This window comes from Streptomyces caeruleatus (genome assembly GCF_001514235.1).
Taxonomy (GTDB): Bacteria; Actinomycetota; Actinomycetes; order Streptomycetales; family Streptomycetaceae; genus Streptomyces; species Streptomyces caeruleatus.
This window is the reverse complement of record NZ_KQ948927.1, coordinates 325,881-347,404: the sequence shown is the minus strand read 5'-3', so window position 1 is coordinate 347,404 and position 21,524 is coordinate 325,881. Positions and strand designations below refer to the sequence as shown.

Annotated in this window: 17 protein-coding genes; 1 reads left to right on the top strand and 16 read right to left on the bottom strand. The window is 69.9% G+C overall.

Going from position 1 to position 21,524, the window contains the following annotated elements; translation table 11 throughout:
* Positions 1-234 precede the first annotated feature (234 nt).
* Positions 235-3,378, top strand: a complete 3,144-nt coding sequence (gene ileS, locus AQJ67_RS13915) for an isoleucine--tRNA ligase (RefSeq protein ID WP_062719017.1) — start codon at positions 235-237, stop codon at positions 3,376-3,378.
* Between the two features lie 208 nt (positions 3,379-3,586).
* Here ileS and AQJ67_RS13910 read toward each other — a convergent pair whose 3' ends face one another.
* The 16 genes from AQJ67_RS13910 to rsmH form a co-directional block, all read right to left on the bottom strand.
* The gene (locus AQJ67_RS13910; protein WP_062719016.1) at positions 3,587-4,744 is read right to left on the bottom strand and encodes a DivIVA domain-containing protein; all 1,158 of its coding nucleotides are present in this window, start codon (positions 4,742-4,744) and stop codon (positions 3,587-3,589) included.
* A gap of 55 nt (positions 4,745-4,799) precedes the next feature.
* Positions 4,800-5,087 (bottom strand): YggT family protein, encoded by a 288-nt coding sequence (locus tag AQJ67_RS13905; protein ID WP_004001943.1) that lies wholly within the window; start codon positions 5,085-5,087, stop codon positions 4,800-4,802.
* Between the two features lie 59 nt (positions 5,088-5,146).
* Positions 5,147-5,788, bottom strand: a complete 642-nt coding sequence (locus tag AQJ67_RS13900) for a cell division protein SepF (RefSeq protein WP_030049252.1) — start codon at positions 5,786-5,788, stop codon at positions 5,147-5,149.
* A gap of 122 nt (positions 5,789-5,910) precedes the next feature.
* Entirely contained in the window at positions 5,911-6,630 is a 720-nt protein-coding gene (locus AQJ67_RS13895; protein WP_062719348.1) for a YggS family pyridoxal phosphate-dependent enzyme, read from the bottom strand.
* Positions 6,631-6,636: 6 nt separating this feature from the next.
* Positions 6,637-7,365 carry a peptidoglycan editing factor PgeF gene (gene pgeF / locus AQJ67_RS13890; protein ID WP_062719015.1) on the bottom strand — a complete coding sequence of 243 codons (729 nt, stop codon included), beginning with the start codon at positions 7,363-7,365 and terminating at the stop codon, positions 6,637-6,639.
* A 10-nt stretch (positions 7,366-7,375) separates the two neighbouring features.
* Positions 7,376-8,599, bottom strand: a complete 1,224-nt coding sequence (gene ftsZ, locus AQJ67_RS13885) for a cell division protein FtsZ (protein WP_062719014.1) — start codon at positions 8,597-8,599, stop codon at positions 7,376-7,378.
* A gap of 284 nt (positions 8,600-8,883) precedes the next feature.
* On the bottom strand, positions 8,884-9,681 hold the full coding sequence (locus tag AQJ67_RS13880; protein ID WP_062719013.1) for a cell division protein FtsQ/DivIB: 798 nt from the start codon (positions 9,679-9,681) through the stop codon (positions 8,884-8,886).
* Positions 9,682-9,706: 25 nt separating this feature from the next.
* Positions 9,707-10,798, bottom strand: a complete 1,092-nt coding sequence (gene murG, locus AQJ67_RS13875) for an undecaprenyldiphospho-muramoylpentapeptide beta-N-acetylglucosaminyltransferase (RefSeq protein ID WP_062719012.1) — start codon at positions 10,796-10,798, stop codon at positions 9,707-9,709.
* Positions 10,799-10,804: 6 nt separating this feature from the next.
* Positions 10,805-12,169 (bottom strand): putative lipid II flippase FtsW, encoded by a 1,365-nt coding sequence (ftsW, locus tag AQJ67_RS13870; RefSeq protein ID WP_062719011.1) that lies wholly within the window; start codon positions 12,167-12,169, stop codon positions 10,805-10,807.
* A 103-nt stretch (positions 12,170-12,272) separates the two neighbouring features.
* Positions 12,273-13,697 (bottom strand): UDP-N-acetylmuramoyl-L-alanine--D-glutamate ligase, encoded by a 1,425-nt coding sequence (gene murD / locus AQJ67_RS13865; RefSeq protein ID WP_062719010.1) that lies wholly within the window; start codon positions 13,695-13,697, stop codon positions 12,273-12,275.
* The gene (gene mraY / locus AQJ67_RS13860) at positions 13,679-14,752 is read right to left on the bottom strand and encodes a phospho-N-acetylmuramoyl-pentapeptide-transferase (RefSeq protein ID WP_062719009.1); all 1,074 of its coding nucleotides are present in this window, start codon (positions 14,750-14,752) and stop codon (positions 13,679-13,681) included. Before mraY ends, murD begins: the two co-directional genes overlap by 19 nt.
* Entirely contained in the window at positions 14,749-16,155 is a 1,407-nt protein-coding gene (locus AQJ67_RS13855; RefSeq protein ID WP_062719008.1) for a UDP-N-acetylmuramoyl-tripeptide--D-alanyl-D-alanine ligase, read from the bottom strand. The genes mraY and AQJ67_RS13855 overlap by 4 nt, the downstream gene beginning before the upstream one ends.
* Before the next feature lie 4 nt (positions 16,156-16,159).
* Positions 16,160-17,689, bottom strand: coding sequence for a UDP-N-acetylmuramoyl-L-alanyl-D-glutamate--2,6-diaminopimelate ligase (locus tag AQJ67_RS13850; protein WP_062719007.1), 1,530 nt, complete (start codon positions 17,687-17,689; stop codon positions 16,160-16,162).
* 186 nt (positions 17,690-17,875) lie between these two features.
* The gene (locus AQJ67_RS13845; RefSeq protein WP_279616886.1) at positions 17,876-19,834 is read right to left on the bottom strand and encodes a peptidoglycan D,D-transpeptidase FtsI family protein; all 1,959 of its coding nucleotides are present in this window, start codon (positions 19,832-19,834) and stop codon (positions 17,876-17,878) included.
* 5 nt (positions 19,835-19,839) lie between these two features.
* A complete protein-coding gene (ftsL, locus tag AQJ67_RS13840; RefSeq protein ID WP_062719005.1) occupies positions 19,840-20,439 on the bottom strand; it encodes a cell division protein FtsL in 600 nt (199 codons plus the stop codon).
* Between the two features lie 78 nt (positions 20,440-20,517).
* Entirely contained in the window at positions 20,518-21,474 is a 957-nt protein-coding gene (rsmH, locus tag AQJ67_RS13835) for a 16S rRNA (cytosine(1402)-N(4))-methyltransferase RsmH (protein ID WP_079055953.1), read from the bottom strand.
* Between the last annotated feature and the right edge of the window lie 50 nt (positions 21,475-21,524).

Sequence of the window (21,524 nt, the reverse complement as noted above, 5' to 3'; positions counted from 1 at the left end):
GGGCGAGCGCGACGTGAAGATCACCCCGGAGCCGCCGGAAGAAAGCCGCAGCCGAACAGCAGCGGCCAGTAGAACCGGCTCGCGACCCCAATGAGGGGGCTCGCCGACGCACACCCCGCGTCGGAGGGCCAAGGAGGGTGGTACCGCGGGAGCGCGCCGACACCGGCGTACGGAAAGACACGGCTCTCGTCCCTCCGGACGGAAGGCAGCAAGTCCGCCGGAGGAAGCCCGCTGATGACAACGCCGACGTACCGCCAGGTACCCGCCCAGGTCGACCTGCCCGCCCTCGAGCACGCCGTGCTCGACTTCTGGCGCGAGCAGAAGATCTTCGCCAAGAGCCTGGAGCAGTCCGAGGGCCGCCCCGAGTGGGTGTTCTACGAGGGCCCGCCCACCGCCAACGGCATGCCCGGCGCCCACCACATCGAGGCCCGCGTCTTCAAGGACGTCTTCCCCCGCTTCCGCACCATGCGCGGCTACCACGTGGCCCGCAAGGCCGGCTGGGACTGCCACGGCCTCCCGGTCGAGCTGACCGTCGAGAAGGAGCTCGGCTTCAGCGGCAAGAAGGACATCGAGGCGTTCGGCATCGCCGAGTTCAACGCCAGGTGCCGCGAGTCCGTACTGCGCCACACCGACGCCTTCGAAGAGCTCACGACCCGCATGGGCTACTGGGTCGACCTCAACGACGCCTACGTCACGATGGACCCCGAGTACATCGAGTCGGTCTGGTGGTCGCTCAAGGAGATCTTCAACAAGGGCCTGCTGGTCCAGGACCACCGCGTCGCCCCCTGGTGCCCCCGCTGCGGCACCGGCCTGTCCGACCACGAGCTGGCCCAGGGCTACGAGACGGTCGTGGACCCGTCCGTGTACGTCCGCTTCCCGCTCACCTCCGGGCCGCTCGCCGGCGAGGCCGCGCTCCTGGTGTGGACGACCACGCCCTGGACCCTGGTGTCCAACACGGCCGTGGCCGCCCACCCCGACGTCACCTACGTCGTCGCGACGAACGGCGAGGAGCAGCTCGTCGTCGCCGAGCCGCTGGTCGCCAAGGCCCTCGGCGAGGGCTGGGAGACCACCGGCCGGTCCTTCACCGGCGCCGAGATGGAGCGCTGGACGTATGAGCGCCCGTTCGAGCTGGTCGAGTTCCCGGCACCCGCCCACTACGTGGTGAACGCCGAGTACGTCACGACCGAGGACGGCACGGGTCTGGTCCACCAGTCCCCCGCCTTCGGTGAGGACGACCTCAAGGTCTGCCGCGCGTACGACCTGCCCGTCGTGAACCCGGTCCGCCCCGACGGCACCTTCGAGGAGGACGTCCCGCTGGTCGGCGGCGTCTTCTTCAAGAAGGCCGACGAAAAGCTCACCGAGGACCTCCAGCAGCGCGGCCGGCTCTTCAAGCACATCGCGTACGAGCACAGCTACCCGCACTGCTGGCGCTGCCACACCGCGCTGCTCTACTACGCGCAGCCGTCCTGGTACATCCGCACCACGGCAGTCAAGGACCGCCTCCTTGAGGAGAACGAGAACACCAACTGGTTCCCGGGCTCGGTCAAGCACGGCCGCTTCGGCGACTGGCTGAACAACAACATCGACTGGGCGCTGTCCCGCAACCGCTACTGGGGCACCCCGCTGCCGATCTGGCGCTGCGAGGACGACCACCTCACGGTCGTCGGCTCCCGCGCGGAGCTCACCGAGCTGACCGGCACCGACCAGACGAACCTCGACCCGCACCGCCCGTACATCGACGACGTCACCTTCGCCTGCCCGAAGGACGGCTGCGGCAAGACGGCCACGCGCGTACCGGAGGTCATCGACGCCTGGTACGACTCGGGCTCGATGCCGTTCGCGCAGTGGGGCTACCCGTACAAGAACAAGGAGCTCTTCGAGAGCCGCTACCCGGCGCAGTTCATCAGTGAGGCGATCGACCAGACGCGCGGCTGGTTCTACACGCTGATGGCCGTCGGCACCCTGGTCTTCGACAAGTCGTCGTACGAGAACGTCGTCTGCCTCGGCCACATCCTCGCCGAGGACGGCCGCAAGATGTCCAAGCACCTGGGCAACATCCTCCAGCCGATCCCGCTGATGGACCAGCACGGCGCCGACGCGGTGCGCTGGTTCATGGCGGCCGGCGGCTCCCCGTGGGCGGCACGCCGCGTGGGCCACGGCACGATCCAGGAGGTGGTGCGCAAGACCCTCCTGACGTACTGGAACACGGTCGCCTTCCAGGCCCTGTACGCCCGTACGTCGAACTGGGCGCCCTCCGCCGCCGACCCGGCCCCGGCCGACCGCCCGGTCCTGGACCGCTGGCTGCTGTCCGAGCTGCACGCGCTGACCGACCAGGTGACCCAGTCCCTGGAGGCGTACGACACCCAGCGCGCCGGCAAGCTGCTCTCGGCGTTCGTCGACGACCTGTCCAACTGGTACGTCCGCCGCTCGCGCCGCCGCTTCTGGCAGGGCGACAAGGCGGCCCTGCGCACCCTGCACGAGGTCGTCGAGACGGTCACCAAGCTGATGGCCCCGCTGACCCCGTTCATCACCGAGCGGGTCTGGCAGGACCTGATCGTCCCGGTGTCCCCGGACGCGCCGGAGTCGGTGCACCTGGCGTCCTGGCCGGAGGCGGACCTGTCGGCGATCGACCCGGAGCTGTCCAGGCAGATGGTCCTGGTCCGCCGACTGGTCGAGCTGGGCCGTGCCACGCGCGCGGAGTCGGGCGTGAAGACGCGTCAGCCGCTGTGCCGTGCCCTGGTGGCGGCGACGGGCTTCGAGTCCCTCGACCGCGAACTGCACACGCAGATCACGGAAGAGCTGAACGTCTCCTCCCTGGCGTCCCTCTCCGAGGTCGGCGGCAGCCTGGTGGACACCACCGCCAAGGCCAACTTCCGCGCCCTGGGCAAGCGCTTCGGCAAGCGCGTCCAGGATGTGGCGAAGGCCGTCGCGGGCGCGGACGCCGCTGCCCTGTCCCTGGCCCTGCGCGAGGGCACGGCGTCGGTGGAGGTCGACGGTGAGACGGTCACCCTCGCTCCGGACGAGGTGATCATCACGGAGACCCCGCGCGAGGGCTGGTCGGTGGCGTCCGACTCGGGCGCGACGGTCGCTCTGGACCTGGAGATCACGGAGGAGCTGCGCCGCGCGGGCCTGGCCCGTGACGCGATCCGTCTGATCCAGGAGGCCCGCAAGAACAGCGGCCTCGACGTGGCCGACCGCATCGCCCTGCGCTGGACGGCGACCGACCCGGAGACCGTCGCGGCGCTGGCCGAGCACGCCGAGCTCATCGCCGACGAGGTCCTCGCCACGGACTTCGCCCAGGGCGAGGCGGACGACAGCTACGGCTCCCCGTTCGAGGACGAGGGTCTGACCCTGACGTTCCGCCTGCGCAAGGCGTAGTCACACACCCCGCGCACATCGAAGGCCCGGGCCGCCAAAAATCTTGGTCGGCCCGGGCCTTCGGCGTTGCGTACGTCGGACACCGCATCCGATCCCCGAACAAACAGCGCAAACTCCATGAACACGCGTAGCACAAGGGCGGGGCCCCGGATCGAAATCCGGGGCCCCGCCCTGAACGCTGCCGACGCCTACGGCGTACTACCAACCGTCAGTTGTCGTCCTCGTCGATGAGGAACCCGCGCATCGGCGACGGAGCCTGGCCCATCGGGCCCGGACCCTGCGGCCGGACCGGCGCCATGGGCTGGGTCATCGCCGGGGACATCTGCTGCTGACCCCCGTAGGACGGAGCAGCCGGAGACGGGGCGCCGCCCATCGTCTGGTTGCCACCGTACGACGGGGCACTCGCGCCGGCCGGTGCCATGGAAGGCGCCGGGGACGGCGGGAGGGACGCCGTGGCCGGGGTCCGCGGCGGGGCGAGCGAGTCGTCCGCCTGGGTCTCCAGCTGGCGCAGCTGCGACTCGAGGTAGGACTTCAGCCGCGTGCGGTACTCGCGCTCGAAGCCGCGCAGGTCCTCGACCTTGCGCTCCAGCGTGGCGCGGGCGGACTCCAGGGAGCCCATTGCGACACGGTGCTTCTCCTGCGCGTCCCGCTCCAGGGCGTCAGCCTTGGCACGGGCGTCACGCTCAAGACCCTCGGCACGCGAACGCGCCTCGCCGACGATCTTGTTGGCCTCGGAACGAGCCTCGGCGATGGCCTGGTCAGCGGTCTGCTGGGCCAGCGAGAGGACACGGGCGGCGCTGTCGCCACCGGGGCCACCCTGACCGGGGCCGCCCATGGGGCCACCCTGACCAGGACCGCCCATGGGGCCACCCATCGGACCGCCCATGGGGCCGCCCATCTGCTGCTGCATCGGGGACTGGCCCATCGGCCCCGGACCCTGGCCCATCGGACCGGGGCCCTGCGGGCCACCCTGACCGCCGGGACCGGCGGGCAGCTGCGGAGCACCGCTGGGCAGCTGGGGCGGGCCTCCCATGGGGCCACCCATCTGCTGCTGCGGCGGGCCCGATATGCCGGCGGGTACCGGAGCGCCGGGACCGCGCATGCCCTGCTGAGGCATGCCGCCCTGCTGCTGGTCCTGCGGGCCGCCGGGACCCTCCGGGGGCTTGCGCATGTTCTGTTGGTTCTGCGCGGCGGCACGGGTGGCCGCGGCCAGTTTGGCGCGCAGGTCCTCGTTCTCGCGGAGCAGTCGCGTCAGTTCGGCTTCGACCTCATCGAGGAAGGCATCGACCTCGTCCTCGTCATAGCCTTCTCGGAGGCGGACGGTCGTGAACTGCTTGTTCCGCACGTCCTCGGGGGTCAACGGCATCTCTTCACCTCAACGTTGTCGTCGGCAGTCGGCAAGACCGTATCTGTCACATCGCTCACATCGCGCTCCGCACGAGCGTGATCAGGATGTAGACGATGATCATCAGTACGAAGAAGGACAGGTCGAGCGCCACGCCCCCGAGACGCAGCGGCGGGATGACCCGCCGCAGAAGCTTGAGCGGTGGATCAGTGACAGTGTAGGTGGCCTCCAGAACGACCACCATCGCCTTGCCGGGTTGCCACGAGCGGGCGAACTGGAAGACGTAGTCCATGACCAACCGGAAGATAAGCACGATGAGGAAGACCATCAGCGCGATGTAGAGAACCTGCAAGACCACGCTCATGACTGGTGCTTCCCTCTCCCCTGTTCCCTGATCCGTGCGGTTGTTTCCGGTGGTGCGTCTCAGCTCTGGTTGAAGAACCCGCCCTCTGCGATACGGGCCTTGTCCTCCGCCGTGACATCGACGTTAGCAGGCGACAACAGGAACACCTTCTGCGTCACCCGCTCGATGCTGCCGTGAAGACCAAACACCAAACCAGCCGCAAAGTCGACAAGTCGCTTCGCGTCTGTGTCATCCATCTCAGTCAGATTCATGATCACCGGGGTGCCTTCACGGAAGTGTTCCCCGATGGTACGGGCCTCGTTGTAGGTCCGCGGGTGAAGTGTGGTGATCCGGTACGGCTCTCGTTCCGACACGACCTTGGGCATGATCACCGGTGCGTTCTTCTCCAGGCTTGCGCGTTCTTGTGTGATGGACGCCACGGGCGCGATGCGCGCCGGGCGGCCGGATTCCGCGGGTAGCGAAGTCGATCGGGCCACGGGTTCACGCGGCGCGGGCGGCTGTACGATTCGTACCTCTTCGTCCCTTTGGGACTGGTGTGCACTGTGCGACTGATGTGACGGCTCGTGCCGTCGATGGTCCCGCTCGGGCTCCGGGTCCAGTTCGGGCTCGAAGTCGTCATCGGGGTCGAACCCCCGGCCGTCGTACCCATCGTCCTCCACGAGGCCGAGGTAGACCGCCATCTTGCGCATCGCGCCGGCCATTCTCTGAGTCCTCCGCTCTGTGGTGGATCGACTGCCAAGTGCCCGCGATCCACGCGGTCGTTACGCCCGCCTTCCGGCGATATTGACCATATTTTCTACTGTGGTCCGACTTCCTGGCGACGTTACCCGAGCCTGGGGCGGACTCCGAGTACCGCAGTGCCGACGCGCACATGTGTCGCACCGGCCGCCACGGCCTCTTCGAGGTCTGCACTCATCCCTGCCGAGACCATGTTCGCAGCCGGATGAGCTCGGCGCAGGTCCGTCGACAAATCCATCAACCGCTCGAACGCCGCCTGTTGGCGCCCCGCGTACTCCCCGCTGAGCGGGGCGACGGTCATGAGCCCGGCGAGCCGGAGCCCGGGGGCCTTCGCGACCAGGTCGGCCAACTCCTCGATCCCGCCCGGCGCCACACCACCCCTCTCACCCCTCTCACTGTCGCCCGCGTCCAGCGCCACCTGGATCAGGCAGCCGACCTCACGCTCCTGCCGTACGGCCTCCTTCGACAGGGCCGTCACCAGCTTGGAACGATCGACGGACTGCACGAGATCCGCGTAACCGACCACAGATCGCACTTTGTTGGTCTGCAACTGCCCGACAAAATGCCACATAAGGGGCAGATCAGAGCATTCGGCAGCCTTCGGTGCCGCGTCCTGATCGCGGTTCTCGGCGACATGGCGCACACCGAGTTCCGACAGCATCCGCACATCGCTCGCGGGATAGGTCTTGGTGACCACGATCAGGGTCACCTCCTCGCGGGCGCGCCCGGCCGCCGCGCACGCCGCGGCGATGCGGTCCTCCACCTTCGCCAGGTTCGCGGCGAGTTCGTCCTTACGGTCCGTCATGTCCATTCAGTCCAGCCATACATAGCTCGCGAGCCGACCGGTGGTGCGGTCGCGGCGGTACGAGAAGTGGTCGCGCGACTCCAGCGTGCAGACCGGCGACTGCTCCCGATCGCGCACCCCGAGGCGCCCGAGCTGGGCGTGCACTCCGGCGGCCACGTCCACCGCGGGCGTGCGCCAACTCGTCTCGGCGTACGCCGCCGGCTCCACGGCGGCCACTTCGGCGCGCATCGCCTCGGGCACCTCGTAGCACCGTCCGCAGACGGCGGGGCCGGTGCGGGCGACGATCCGGGCGGGGTCGGCGCCCAGTTCCGTCATCGCGCGTAGCGTGGCCGGGACGACCCCGGCGATCATGCCGGGCCGCCCCGCGTGCGCCGCGCCGACGATCCCGGCGACCGGGTCGGCCAGCAGGACCGGCACGCAGTCGGCGGTGAGCACGGCGAGGGCGAGACCCCGCTGCGCGGTGACGATCGCGTCGACGTCGGGCACCGGGCGATCACGCCATGGCCCGTCGACCACGACGACGTCCGCCCCGTGCACCTGGTTCATCCAGACGACCTCGCCCGGGCCGAGCCCCAGGGACTTGGCGGCGAGTTCGCGGTTGGTCAGTACGGCCTCGCTGTCGTCGCCGACCGCTCCGCCGAGGTTGAGCTCCTCATACGGAGCGGCGCTCACCCCGCCCCACCGGTCGGTGAAGGCGAAGTGCGCGCCGCTCACGTTGTCGCGCTGTCCTATCACGTCTGAAGGATCACTTAAGGAAGTCCGGAACGTCCAGCTCCTCCGCCGCGCTGTCGGCGTAGGTCCGCGACGGCGGGACCGGCGGGGCGATCGGGATGTCGTTCACCGGCTCCGGGGCGGACTCGGGCTCCTCCTTCGGCGTGACGCTGCCGAGCGAGCCGAAGGACGGCCGGCTCTCGGCCGGCCGTGCCGGAGTGGGCTCCTCACGGCGGGCCGGGGTCGAGGAAGGAGAAGAGGAGGAGGACGACGAGGTCGAACCGAGGACGTTGTCCCGGCGGGCCGGCGGCTGGCCCCCGTCGAAGCCGGCCGCGATCACGGTGACCCGGACCTCGTCGCCGAGGGCGTCGTCGATGACCGCGCCGAAGATGATGTTGGCCTCGGGGTGGGCGGCCTCGCTGACCAGCTGGGCGGCCTCGTTGATCTCGAACAGGCCGAGGTCGGAGCCGCCGGAGATGGAGAGCAGCACGCCGCGGGCGCCGTCGATGGAGGCTTCCAGCAGCGGCGAGGAGATCGCCATCTCGGCCGCGGCCACGGCGCGGTCGTCGCCGCGGGCCGAGCCGATGCCCATCAGGGCCGAACCGGCCTCGGACATGACCGACTTGACGTCGGCGAAGTCGAGGTTGATGAGGCCGGGGGTGGTGATGAGGTCGGTGATGCCCTGGACACCGGAGAGCAGGACCTGGTCGGCCGACTTGAAGGCGTCGAGCACCGAGACCTGGCGGTCCGAGATGGACAGCAGCCGGTCGTTCGGGATGACGATGAGGGTGTCGACCTCTTCGCGGAGCTCGGCGATGCCGTCCTCGGCCTGGTTGGCACGGCGCCGTCCCTCGAAGGTGAACGGGCGCGTGACCACACCGATGGTGAGGGCACCCAGGGAACGGGCGATATTGGCCACGACGGGCGCGCCGCCGGTCCCGGTGCCGCCGCCTTCACCGGCCGTCACGAAGACCATGTCGGCCCCCTTGAGGACCTCTTCGATCTCCTCGCGGTGGTCCTCGGCGGCCTTGCGGCCGACGGCCGGGTTGGCTCCGGCGCCGAGTCCGCGGGTGAGTTCACGGCCGACGTCGAGCTTGACGTCGGCGTCGCTCATCAACAGAGCTTGCGCGTCGGTGTTGATGGCGATGAACTCGACGCCCTTGAGACCGACCTCGATCATCCGGTTGATGGCATTGACACCACCGCCGCCGACACCGATGACTTTGATGACTGCGAGGTAGTTCTGCGGTGCTGCCACGTCGAAGGCCTCTCGCCTCGAGTTACGGGTCGTCGGATCACGAGAGGCTGTGCTTCGTGAACCGCGACTGATGCCGAATGGGACGGTCCGTAGCGCCGACCCGAACCCTAACCCTGAAGTTTAGGGTTACCAGTGTGTCTGTTCCTTGAAGTCTTCTGAACAGGACACTAAGTCGACAAGTGGCGCACGTTCAACGAACACGCCGAACCTCCCGTTTTTCTTTTCACCCTATGTGATCAGCCGTGTCGCTGCCCAACCAGGGTGCTGGCCTGCGCGGATGTGCGTCAACTCCCGGCTGACGCAGGCGCGGTGGGAACGCTGACGTCGAAGTACCGCGCATCCGGCGAGGCTTTCATGAGAGCGGTGAGTGCGCGGGCCTTCGCGGCCCCCTTCTCGCCACTCCCCCAGGCGACGGTCGTCCCGCCGGTCAGAGCCAGTGAGATGTCGTCGTAGGAACGGACCTTGACCACCTGGGTGTCGCGTGCGACGGCGTCCGGAAGGGCCCGGGCGACGCGCACCGCCTCCCGCACCAGACGGCTCTCCCCGAAGCGGCGCAGGCTCGCGGCGGCGGAGCTCGACCGGGACACCACCAATTCGAGCGCGGGAACGCCTTTCGGGGGCTGAGAAACCGTGGCGAAACGGACGCCTTCCTTGTCCACTTCGACGAACTTTCCGTCCTTTTGGACAATCAGAACCGGAGTACGCTCCGCCACTTTAAGGCTGATTCCATGCGGCCAGGAGCGAACCACGTCAACCACGTCAATTCGGGGCAATTCCTGGCGCAGCCGTTCCTCAATCGCGTCAGTGTCGACGGAAATCAGCGGCGCGCCCACGGGGACGTCGGCCACCTCCTGGACCTGTTCGGGCGTCAGAACCCGGGTCCCGGAGACGGATACACGCTCGACGCGCAGCCACTTGGAGCCGTACAGCAGCCAAACGGAGCCCGCGCCAAGGAGGACGAGCACCACAAGAAGGATGATGATCGTACGAAGTCGCGGCGTCGGCCTCAATCGCCGGGCGAGGGGCGGGTCGGACGACTCCTGCTGGCGTTCACCGCGCTCTGCGGTCGTCGGTCCGGCCACGCTCCCTGCCCTCCGTCATACGTTCCTAGCGGCGATGCGAGGCAATCGCCTCGTACACCATGCCGACGAGCAGGTCGTCGGCGTCCCGGCGGCCGAACTCGCTTGCGGCGCGGGACATCTCGTACAGCCGGTGCGGGTCGGCGAGCACGGGCAGGACGTTCTGCTGCACCCACTCGGGCGTGAGCTCCGCGTCGTCGACCAGCAGTCCGCCGCCGGCCTTGACCACCGGCTGGGCGTTGAGCCGCTGTTCCCCGTTGCCGATGGGCAGCGGGACATAGGCGGCCGGGAGTCCGACGGCGGAGAGTTCGGCGACGGTCATCGCGCCCGCGCGGCAGAGCATCATGTCGGCCGCGGCGTACGCGAGGTCCATCCGGTCCACGTACGGTACCGGGATGTACGGGGGCATCCCCGGCATCTGGTGCACCTGCGGCAGTTCGTTCTTCGGACCGACCGCGTGCAGGATCTGGATTCCGGCCTGCTGGAGCCAGGGCGCGACCTGCTGGACGACCTCGTTGAGGCGGCGTGCGCCCTGGGAGCCGCCGGAGACCAGCAGCGTGGGCAGGTTCGGGTCGAGGCCGAACGCGGCGCGGGCCTCGGGGCGGACGGCGGCCCGGTCGAGGGTGGCGATGGTCCGGCGCAGCGGGATGCCGATGTAACGCGAGTTGCGGAGCTTGCTGTCCGGGGTGGAGACGGCGACCTGGGCGGCGTACCGCGAACCGATCTTGTTGGCGAGGCCGGGGCGGGCGTTGGCCTCGTGGATGATGATCGGCACGCCGAGGCGCTTGGCGGCGAGGTAGCCGGGCAGGGCGACATAGCCGCCGAAGCCGACGACGGCGTCCGCCTTGGTGCGCTCCAGGATCTGCTCGGTCGCCTTGATCGTGCCGCGCAGCCGACCCGGGACGGTGATCAGCTCGGGCGTGGGCTTGCGGGGCAGCGGCACGGCGGGGATCAGCGCGAGCTCGTAGCCCCGCTGCGGGACGAGCGTGGTCTCCAGGCCGCGCTCCGTGCCCAGGGCCGTGATCCCCACGGTCGGGTCCTGCCTGCGCAGGGCGTCCGCGAGGGCGAGCGCGGGCTCGATGTGGCCGGCGGTCCCCCCACCGGCGAGTACGACATGCACCGAAATTCACCGCTCTCCGGACGAGCGCGCCGCCGAGGCACGCCGTCGCATCGTGTTCCATCTCCGAGGCGCCCGGCCGGAACCGGCACCTCCCGCACGCTTTCTACCAAAGCGGGGTTGCCGCACGGAAAGCGCTGCCCGCGCAGCGGGCTCCTCGCGCGCGAACGCGATCAGCAGCCCGATGGCGAACATGGTCGGCAGCAGGGCGGATCCTCCGTAGGAGAACAGCGGGAGGGGGACTCCGGCGATCGGCAGCAGACCGAGCACCGCACCGATGTTGATCACGGCTTGCGCGGTGATCCAGGTGGTCACACCTCCCGCGGCATACCTGACGAAGCGGTCCTCCGTACGTCCGGCCACGCGGATACCCGCATAGCCTAGAGCCGCGAACAGGGCGAGCACCGACAGCGTCCCCGCCAGGCCCAGTTCCTCACCGGTGACGGCGAAGATGAAGTCGGTGTGGGCTTCGGGTAGTTGGCCCCATTTCTCCACACTCGCACCGAGCCCGGAGCCGAAGATTCCGCCCGAGGCGAGCGCATAGATGCCGTGCACGGCCTGCCAGCAGTCGACGGCCCCGCTGCGTGGCTCGGTGGCACCCAGGCACTGCAGGCGGGCCATGCGGTTCTGGCTGGTCTTGATCAGGAGCAGACCGATCAGGCCGGCCACCGACAGGACCCCCACGAACAGCCGGGTCGGCGCCCCGGCCAGCCACAGCAGGCCGAACAGGATCGCCGACAGGATGATCGCCGTACCCATGTCGCCGCCGAGCATGATCAGCCCGAGCAGCATGAAGGCGACCGGCACCAGCGGCACCAGCATGTGCTTCCACTGCGTCAGCAGCTTCCGGTCCTCTTTGCGGGCGATCAGGTCCGCGCCCCACAGCACCAGCGCGAGCTTGCCGAACTCGCTGGGCTGGATCTGGAAGGAGCCGCCGAGGGCGATCCAGTTCTGGTTGCCGTTGACCGCCACTCCTATCCCGGGGACCTGCACCAGCGCCATCAGGAAGACGGCGCCCGCGAGGATCGGGTAGGCCAGCGCCCGGTGCAGTTTCACCGGCATCCGCGAGGCCGCGAACAGCAGGCCGGCGCCGATCACCGCGGCCAGCAGCTGCTTGCGGAAGAAGTACGACCCGGGCAGCGACATCTGCAGGGCGGTGATCTGGGAGGCCGAGTAGACCATCACCAGACCGAGCACGGTGATCAGCAGGCTGCCGCCGAGGATCAGGTAGTACGCGGTCAGCGGCCGGTCCCACGCCCGGTTCAGCCGGATGTAGAGCCGCCGTACGGCGTTGTCGTGCGACGACGGCCGGGGGGCGACGGGGCGCCGAACGGCGCGCTGGACGGGGGGTCGTCCCGTACGGCTACCGGGCATCGGCGCCCACCGCCCCGCCGTGGGAGTACGTACCGTCCGGCCACATCCGAGTCACGCGTCCCTCCAAGGGTCCCGAAGCACCCGCAGTGGCCGAGACCCGGCGTCAGGCGCCCGCGCCGAGTTCGCGAACCGCCTCCGCGAACACGTCACCGCGCTGGTTGTAGTTGACGAACATGTCCATCGAGGCACAGGCCGGGGCAAGCAGCACCGTGTCACCGGGCTGGGCGAGCCGCCTCGCTTCCTGGACCGCCGCGAGCATCGCCCCAGTGTCGGTCCGGTCGAGGTCGACGACGGGTACTTCCGGCGCGTGTCGCGCGAGGGCTTCACGGATCAGGCCGCGATCGGCGCCGATCAGTACGACCGCGCGCAGCCGCTCGGCCGACTTGGCGACCAGTTCCTCGAAGACGGCGCCCTTGGCGAGGCCGCCCGCGATCCACACGATGGACTCGTACGCCGCCAACGACGCTTCCGCCGCGTGGGTGTTGGTGGCCTTGGAGTCGTCGACGTACGCGACCCCGTCCAGGTCCGCCACATGCGCGATGCGGTGAGCGTCCGGGGTGAAGGCCCGCAGGCCGTCCCGTACGGCCTTGGCGGGCACGCCGTAGGCCCGGGCGAGGGCCGCCGCCGCAAGGGCGTTGGCGACGTTGTGCGGGGCCGGCGGGTTGACGTCGGCGACCTCGGCGAGCTCCTGGGCGTTCTTCTGCCGGTTCTCGACGAAGGCGCGGTCGACCAGGATGCCCTCCACGACGCCGAGTTGGGAGGGGCCGGGGGTGCCGAGGGTGAAGCCGACGGCCCGGCAGCCCTCCTCGACGTCAGCGGCCCGTACCAGGTCCTCGGTGGCCTTGTCGGCGACGTTGTAGACGCAGGCGACGCGATTGCCCTCGTAGATACGGCCCTTGTCGGCGGCGTACGCCTCCATGGAGCCGTGCCAGTCGAGGTGGTCGGGGGCCAGGTTCAGCACGGCCGCCGAGTGCGCCCGCAGCGAGGGCGCCCAGTGCAGCTGGTAGCTGGACAACTCCACGGCGAGGACGTCGTACTGCTCCTCGCCGAGCACCGCGTCGAGCAGGGAGACGCCGATGTTGCCCACGGCCGCCGTGCGCAGGCCCGCCGCCTTGAGGATGGAGGCGAGCATCTGGACGGTCGTGGTCTTGCCGTTGGTGCCGGTGACGGCGAGCCAGGGCGCGGCGTCCGGGCCGCGCAGCCGCCAGGCCAGCTCGACGTCGCCCCAGACCGGGACGCCCGCCTCACGAGCCGCCGTGAACAGCGGCTTGTCCGGCTTCCAGCCGGGTGCGGTGACGATGAGTTCGGTGCCTTCGGGCAGGGTCGCCCCGTCGCCGAGGCGGACGGTGATGCCGAGCGCCTCCAGTTCGGCGGCCTGGGCACGCGCGCGTGCGTCGTCGCCGTCGTTGACGACCGTGACGTGCGCCCCGCGCGCGTGCAGCACCTTGGCCGCCGGGATCCCGGAGACGCCGAGTCCCGCGACGGTGACGTTCTTCCCCTGCCAGTCGGTCACTTGTCCGCTGCCCATCCCGCGTAGAAGAGGCCGAGTCCGACAATCACGCAGATGCCCTGGATGATCCAGAAGCGGACCACCACAAGGACTTCGGACCAGCCCTTGAGTTCGAAGTGGTGCTGGAGTGGCGCCATCCGGAAGACGCGCTTGCCGGTGAGGCGGAAGGAGCCGACCTGGATGACGACCGACATGGTGATCAGCACGAACAGGCCGCCCAGGATGGCGAGCAGCAGCTCGGTGCGCGAGCAGATGGCGAGACCGGCGAGCGCGCCGCCGAGGGCCAGCGAACCGGTGTCACCCATGAAGATCTTGGCCGGCGACGTGTTCCACCACAGGAAGCCGAGGCAGGCACCCATCAGCGCCGAGGAGACGACGGCGAGGTCGAGTGGATCGCGTACCTCGTAACAGGCGCCCGGGTTGGTGAGGGTCTGCGCGTTGGCGCAGGACTCCTGGAACTGCCACACGCCGATGAACGTGTAGGCGCCGAAGACCAGTACGGAGGCGCCGGTGGCGAGGCCGTCCAGACCGTCCGTCAGGTTCACGCCGTTCGACATGGCGAGGATCATGAACAGCGCCCAGACGACGAACAGCACCGGGCCGATGGACCAGCCGAAGTCCTGCACGAAGGACAGCTTGGTGGAGGCCGGGGTGTTGCCCCGGTTGTCCGCGAACTGGAGCGAGAGCACCGCGAAGGCGATACCGCCGAGCAGCTGGCCGGCCATCTTGGCCTTGGCCCGCAGCCCCAGCGAGCGGCGCTTGACGATCTTGATGTAGTCGTCCAGGAAGCCGACCAGACCCATGCCGCCCATCAGGCCGAGCACCAGCAGGCCCGAGTAGGTCACGGGCTTTCCGGTGATCACCTTCGACAGGAAGTACGCCACGATCGTGGCGAGGATGAAGGCGATGCCACCCATGGTCGGCGTACCGCGCTTGCTGGCGTGCTCGCGCGGGCCGTCGTCGCGGATGTACTGGCCGTAGCCCTTGCGGGCGAGAAGCTTGATCAGCAGTGGTGTGCCGATCATTGTCAGGAAGAGCCCGATGACACCCGCGAACAGGATCTGATTCATCATCGGGCGTCGACCTCACCCTCGGTGCCGCCCGCGAGCAGCGCCTCGGCGACGCTCTCCAGACCGACCGAACGGGACGCCTTCACGAGCACGACGTCCCCCGGGCGCAACTCGCTGCGCAACAGGTCGACCGCCGCCTGTGCGTCGGACACGTGCACCGACTCCTCACCCCACGAACCCTCGTTATATGCGCCCAGTTGCAGCCAGGACGCTTCCCTGCCCCCGACCGCGACGAGCTTGCTGACGTTGAGCCGGACGGCGAGCCGTCCGACCGCGTCGTGCTCGGCGAGCTCCTCGTCCCCGAGCTCGGCCATCTTGCCGAGCACCGCCCACGTACGCCGCCCCCTGCCCATCGCCACGAGCGCACGCAGAGCGGCTCGCATGGACTCGGGGTTCGCGTTGTAGGCGTCGTTGACGACCGTCACGCCGTCCGGGCGCTCGGTGACCTCCATCCGCCAGCGGGAGAGGGAGCCCGCCTCGGAGAGCGCGGTGGCGATCTCTTCCGCGGACATGCCCAGCTCATGGGCGACGGCGGCCGCGGCGAGCGCGTTCGACACGTGGTGCTCACCGTACAGGCGCATGGTCACATCGCTGCACCCGGAGGGTGTGTGAAGCATGAAGGAAGGCTGTCCGCTGTCCGTGAGTCGCACGTTCTCGGCGCGTACGTCCGCTTCGCCGGACTCTCCGAAAAGGATCACCTTCGCCTTCGTACGGGACGCCATGGCCCGTACGAGGGGATCGTCGGCGTTGAGGATCGCCGCGCCGTCCTCCGGAAGGCTCTCCACCAGTTCGCCCTTGGCCTGCGCGATCTGCTCGCGGCCGCCGAACTCGCCGATGTGGGCGGTGCCGACGTTGAGCACCAGGCCGACCTTCGGCGGCGTCAGACCGGCGAGGTAGCGGATGTGGCCGATGCCGCGGGCGCCCATCTCCAGCACGAGGAACTTCGTCTCCTCGGTGGCGCTGAGCGCGGTCAGCGGCAGCCCGATCTCGTTGTTGAGCGAGCCCGGCGTGAACACGGTCGGCGCCTTGCTGCGGAGCACCTGGGCGATCAGGTCCTTGGTGCTGGTCTTGCCCGCCGAGCCGGTCAGGGCGACGAGGGTCGCGCCGAGCCGGCGTACGACATGCCGGGCGAGGGCGCCGAGGGCCGTCTGGACGTCGGCCACGACGATCGCGGGAACGCCGACGGGACGCGACGCCAGTACGGCGACCGCGCCCGCTTCGACGACCTTCTCTGCGAAGTCGTGGCCGTCCACGCGCTCGCCGACGAAGGCGGCGAAGAGGGTGCCGGGCTCCACTTCACGGGAGTCCCGGACGACCGGACCGGTGACCTGGACGGACGGATCCGGTATGTCGTACGTCTGCCCGCCGACGACTTCTGCGATCTCGGCGAGAGAGAGGGCGATCACAAGTTCATCCCTGGGTCTTCTGGATAGCTTCGCGCAGGACCTGGCGGTCGTCGAAGGGACGGACCACTCCGGCGATGTCCTGGCCCTGCTCATGGCCCTTGCCGGCGACCAGCACGGTGTCACCGGGCTGTGCGCGGGCGACGGCCGCGGCGATGGCGGCGGCCCGGTCCTCGAAGACCTGGACCTCGCCACGCTCGTGTGCCGGTACGGACGCCGCGCCCTGGAGCATGGTCGCGAGGATCGCGAGGGGGTCCTCGGAGCGGGGGTTGTCGGAGGTCAGTACGGCGGTGTCGGCGAGCCGGGCCGCGGCCGCGCCCATCGGCTCGCGCTTGGTCATGTCCCGGTCGCCGCCGCAGCCGAGGACGACGTGCAGGCTGCCCTCGGTGACCTTGCGGAGCGCCTTGAGCACCGACTCGACGGCGTCGGTCTTGTGGGCGTAGTCCACGACCGCGAGATACGGCTGCCCGGCGTCCACCCGCTCAAGGCGGCCCGGCACGCCGGGCACCGCGGCGATGCCGTCGGCGGCGGCCTGCACGTCGAGGCCGGCGGCGGCCAGGGCGGTGATGGCGGCGAGGGTGTTCGCCACGTTGAAGGGGCCGGCGATCGGCGACCTGGCGGCGATCCGCTCGCCCTTGGGCCCGATCACGGTGAACGTCGAGTCCATCGGGCCGATGGTCACGTCCTCGGCGCGCCAGTCGGCGTCGGGGTGGCCCTCGGCGGAGTAGGTGATGACCGGGACGCCGGCCTCCTTGACCAGCCTGCGACCGTACTCGTCGTCGAGGTTGACGACGCCGAGTTTGCTGCGTTTCGGGGTGAACAGCTGCGCCTTGGCCTGGAAGTAGTCCTCCATGTCGGAGTGGAACTCCATGTGTTCCGGGCTCAGGTTGGTGAACACGGCGATGTCGAAGACGCAGGCGTCGACCCGGCCGAGGACCAGCGCGTGGCTGGAGACCTCCATGGCGACGGCTTCCACTCCGCGTTCGCGCATGACGGCGAACAGGGCCTGGAGGTCGGTGGCTTCGGGTGTGGTGCGCTCGGACTTGATGCGCTCGTCGCCGATGCGCATCTCGACCGTGCCGATCAAGCCGGTCGACCGGGCGGTCTTGAGAGCACCTTCGACGAGGTACGCGGTGGTGGTCTTGCCGGAGGTGCCGGTGATGCCGATCTGGAGGAGATCGTGTCCGGGGTGGCCGTAGATCGTGGCCGCCAGTTCACCCATCTGCCCGCGCGGGTCCTCGACGACCAGGACCGGCAGGCCGGTCGCGGCGGCGCGCTCGGCGCCGGTCGGGTCGGTCAGCACGGCGACCGCGCCGAGGCCGGCGGCCTGTGTGACGAAGTCGGCGCCGTGCAGGCGGGCGCCCGGGAGGGCGGCGTACAGATCGCCGGGGCGGACGGCGCGCGAGTCATGGGTGATGCCCGTGACCTCCGCTGCGGCGTCGGCGCTGTCCGGCGCGGTGGCACCCAGCTGATCGGCGAGTTCCGCGAGGGGTGTGGCGGAGACCTGTACCGGCCTGGGCGGCCCGGGATATGTCACGGGATGCCCCTTCTGGGTGGTTTGGGACTGATCAGCGTGTGGCACGGCGGTGAGCGTACCGGGCGCACCCGCCCGGGAGCGAAGTGAGGGGCGGGGGGCGTCCTGGTTCCCGGAGTCGGGAGTGATCGTTGTCACGAGGTGGTTCCTGGCTGCTCGGTGCTGATCAGGGTGGTCGGTCGTCAGTGGTCAGTTGAAGGCGACCGGGAGCTTGGCGGCCTTGGCCCCGGTCGGCGGGACCTGGAGGGTCTTCAGGGCGAACTCCATCACCTTCTTGTAGATGGGTCCGCAGATCTGGCCGCCGAAGTAGTTGCCCTGGGTGGCGTTCTGGATGGCGCAGTAGACCGTGACACGGGGCTTGTCCGCGGGTGCGAAGCCGGCGAACGACGACGTGTAGCCGCGGTACTTGCCGGTGGCCGGATCCACTCGGTTCGCCGTACCCGTCTTGCCCGCGACCCGGTAGCCGGGGATACGCGCCTTGGTGCCGGTGCCCTCCCGGTCGTCCACGACCGACTCCAGCATCTGGGCGAGGGACTTCGCCGTCTTGGCGCTGATGACCCGGGTCTTCTTGGGCTTCGGGGCCTCGGTGAACTTTCCGTCGGGTCCCTCGGTGCCGCGTACGAGCGTGGGTTCGACGCGGACGCCGCCGTTGGCGATCGTCGAGTAGATCGAGGCCGCCTGCATCGCGTTGAGGGACAGACCCTGGCCGAAAGGAATCGTGTACTGCTGCGACGTCGACCACTTGTCCGGTGTCGCGAGGATGCCCGGGGTCTCGCCGGGGAAGCCGAGGCCGGTGTAGCTGCCGAGGCCGAACTTGCGCAGGTAGCTGTAGAGGACCTTGTTGGCCTCCCGCTGGGTCTTGCCGAGCTGGCCGGTGGCCAGGATGGTGCCGATGTTGCTGGACTTGGCGAGCACGCCGTTGAGCGTGAGGAACCAGGTGTCGTGGTCGATGTCGTCCTTGAACAGCCGGTCGCCGCGGTGCAGCCGGTTGGGCACGATGACATGCGTGCCGGGCGTGGCCACGCCCTCCTCCAGTACGGCCGCCATGGACATGATCTTGGCGGTGGAGCCGGGCTCGAAGGCGTCCTGGACGGCCGCGTTGCCCATGTTGGCGCTGCTGGCCGCGGAGAGGTCGTTCGGGTCGAAGCCGGGCGAGTTGGCCATGGCGAGGATCTCGCCGGTGCGGGTGTCCTGGACGATCACATAGCCGCGGTCCGCCCGGGACTCCTCGACCTGCTTGGTGATGGCGCTCTGCGCGGCCCACTGGATGTCGCGGTCGATGGTGAGCTCTACGTCGCTGCCGGGCACGGCGGGCGTCTCGGTGGAGCCCACCGTGGGGACCTGGCGGCCGCCTGACTGGGCGTAGCGGATCTCGCCGTCCTTGCCGGACAGCTGCTTGTTCAGCTGCTGCTCGATACCGCCGCCGCCCTTGCCGTCGGCGTTGACCCAGCCCAGTATCCCGGCGGCGAGGTCGCCGTTCGGGTACACGCGCTTGCTGCTGGCGACCGACAGGACGCCCGCGAGGACGTTGGCCGTGCTCTTGTCGCTCTCGGCCTTGGTGGCCAGCGCGCTCTTCAGATCCTTGATCTGCTTCCAGACCTGCGGGGTCTGGCGGCTGGCCAGCAGGGTGTAGCGCAGGTTCTTGTTCGCCGGCCGGAGCTTCCTGACGATCTTCTCCGGCTCCTGGCCGAGGATCGGCGCGAGGAGGGCCGCCGCCTGCTCGGGGCCGTCGTCGATCTTCAGCTGCTCACGGGAGAACAGGGTGGGGTCGGCGGTGATGTCGTACGCGTCCACACTGGCCGCGAGCGCCACGCCGTTGCGGTCGGTGATGCCGCCGCGCTCGGCGGCCAAGGTGTAGCCCACGTACCGGTTCTTCTCGGCCTTGGCGGCGTACGTGCTCGCGTCGACGCCCTGCACCTGGAGCAGTCGTACGACGAAGACGGCCAGGACGAGGGTCAGGGCCAGGCCGACCATGCGCAGCCGCGGGCGGGGGCTGCCGAGCCGGATCCTGCCGGTGGGCATGGGGCGGGGCCGGGTGGGCCGGCGGGCCGGGCGGGCGCCGGGGCCCGGGCGTCGCTGGGCGCCGGCGGAGCGGGCGGGCTTCGCGGGGCCGGGCACGCGGCGGCGGGGCGGTTCCCTGTCGGACACTTCCGTCACCTGCCGGAGGTCGGGTATGCGGAGGACTGCTGGACGGAGGGCGCGTACTGGGGCACGGCGTAGGTGGCCGCCGGCTGCGGCTCGGTGGGGGTGGCCGCGGAGGTCGGCGTCGTGGGCGTCGCCTCGGGGGCCGGCGTGGTGGGCGTCGCCTCGGTCGCCGGCGGCGGTCCTGGCTCGGTGTCCAGGGCCTCGGGGGCGAGGGCGAGCGGGTTGTACGCGGCGCCCTGGCCGCCGGGCGCGGGGCTGGGGGCGCCCCTGACCGAGCCGTCGGGGTTGAGGAAGGCGGGGTCGCCGCCGGGGACCATGCCGAGTTCGAGGGCGCGGCGCTGGAGGGCGTCGGGGGCGGAGTAGGAGTCGATGTCCCGCTGGAGCGACTGTTCCTCGTCGGTGAGGGACTTCGTCTCCTTCTGGAGGTCGTCGAGCCTGAACGCGCCTTCACTGAGGGCGGAGTTCAGTACGAGGAGGCCGATGAGGCCACCGCCGAGGAGGAGGACGACGAGGAGGACGAAGGGGGCACGGGCGGCCTGCCGGGCCCCGGAGGGGAAGAGCCGCGCGAGCCGGGCGGCCCGCCCCCTCAGTTCGGGTTTCCTACTCACTTGCCCTCCCCCGGGTCCGGTTTTCCAACTCGTGGGTTTGAATACTGGACCCGGACACCCGCCCCTGCCTCCCGGCCGTCATTCGATGGACTCCCTGATGCGTTCGGCGCCCCGCAGACGCGCCGGTGCGGCGCGGCGGTTCTCGGCGACCTCTTCCTCGGTGGGAAGTTCGGCACCACGCGTCAGCAGCTTGAGCCTGGGCTGGTACTGCTCGGGTACGACGGGCAGCCCGGGCGGCGCGGTGTTGGCGGCGCCGGCCGCGAACACCTGCTTGACCAGCCGGTCCTCCAGCGAGTGGTACGACAGCACCGCGATCCGGCCGCCCACGGCGAGGGCCTCCACGGCGGCAGGGATGGCCCGCTCCAGGACCGAGAGCTCGCCGTTGACCTCGATGCGCAGCGCCTGGAAGGTGCGCTTGGCCGGGTTGCCGCCGGTGCGCTTGGCGGCCTGCGGCAGCGCGTCGCGGATGAGCTCCACGAGCCGGGCGCTGTTGGCGAACGGCTCCTTGTCGCGCTCCCGCACGATCGCGGACACGATCCGCTTGGCCTGCTTCTCCTCGCCGTACGCCCGCAGGATCCGGACGAGTTCGCCGGGCGGGTAGGTGTTGAGGACCTCGGCGGCGCTCATGCCGGTCGTCTGGTCCATGCGCATGTCGAGGGGGGCGTCCTGGGCGTAGGCGAAGCCGCGGTCGGCCTCGTCGAGCTGCATGGAGGAGACGCCCAGGTCGAACAGGACGCCCTGCACGCGCGCGATGCCGAGCCTTTCCAGGACGTCCGGGAGCTCGTCGTAGACGGCGTGCACGAGGGTCGCGCGTTCGCCGTACGGGGCGAGGCGCTCGCCGGACAGGCGCAGGGCCTCCTTGTCCCGGTCGAGGGCGACGAGCCGGGCCTCGGGGAACTGCTGGAGCAGGGCCTCGCTGTGGCCGCCGAGCCCGAGGGTGCAGTCGACGACCACCGCGCCGGGCCGCTGGAGGGCGGGGGCCAACAGGTCCAGGCACCGCTGGAGCATCACCGGGACATGTCGACTCTGACTCAAGGGGCCCTCTCAGATCCGGCGGGTCCGTACACACCGCCGGGTCCCCGCCC

Coding starts and splice junctions, on each gene's coding strand:
- ileS (WP_062719017.1), top strand. CDS start 235: ATGACAACGCCGACGTACCGCCAGGTACCCGCCCAGGTCGACCTGCCC.
- AQJ67_RS13910 (WP_062719016.1), bottom strand. CDS start 4,744: ATGCCGTTGACCCCCGAGGACGTGCGGAACAAGCAGTTCACGACCGTC.
- AQJ67_RS13905 (WP_004001943.1), bottom strand. CDS start 5,087: ATGAGCGTGGTCTTGCAGGTTCTCTACATCGCGCTGATGGTCTTCCTC.
- AQJ67_RS13900 (WP_030049252.1), bottom strand. CDS start 5,788: ATGGCCGGCGCGATGCGCAAGATGGCGGTCTACCTCGGCCTCGTGGAG.
- AQJ67_RS13895 (WP_062719348.1), bottom strand. CDS start 6,630: ATGACGGACCGTAAGGACGAACTCGCCGCGAACCTGGCGAAGGTGGAG.
- ftsW (WP_062719011.1), bottom strand. CDS start 12,169: ATGCCCGGTAGCCGTACGGGACGACCCCCCGTCCAGCGCGCCGTTCGG.
- murD (WP_062719010.1), bottom strand. CDS start 13,697: ATGGGCAGCGGACAAGTGACCGACTGGCAGGGGAAGAACGTCACCGTC.
- mraY (WP_062719009.1), bottom strand. CDS start 14,752: ATGATGAATCAGATCCTGTTCGCGGGTGTCATCGGGCTCTTCCTGACA.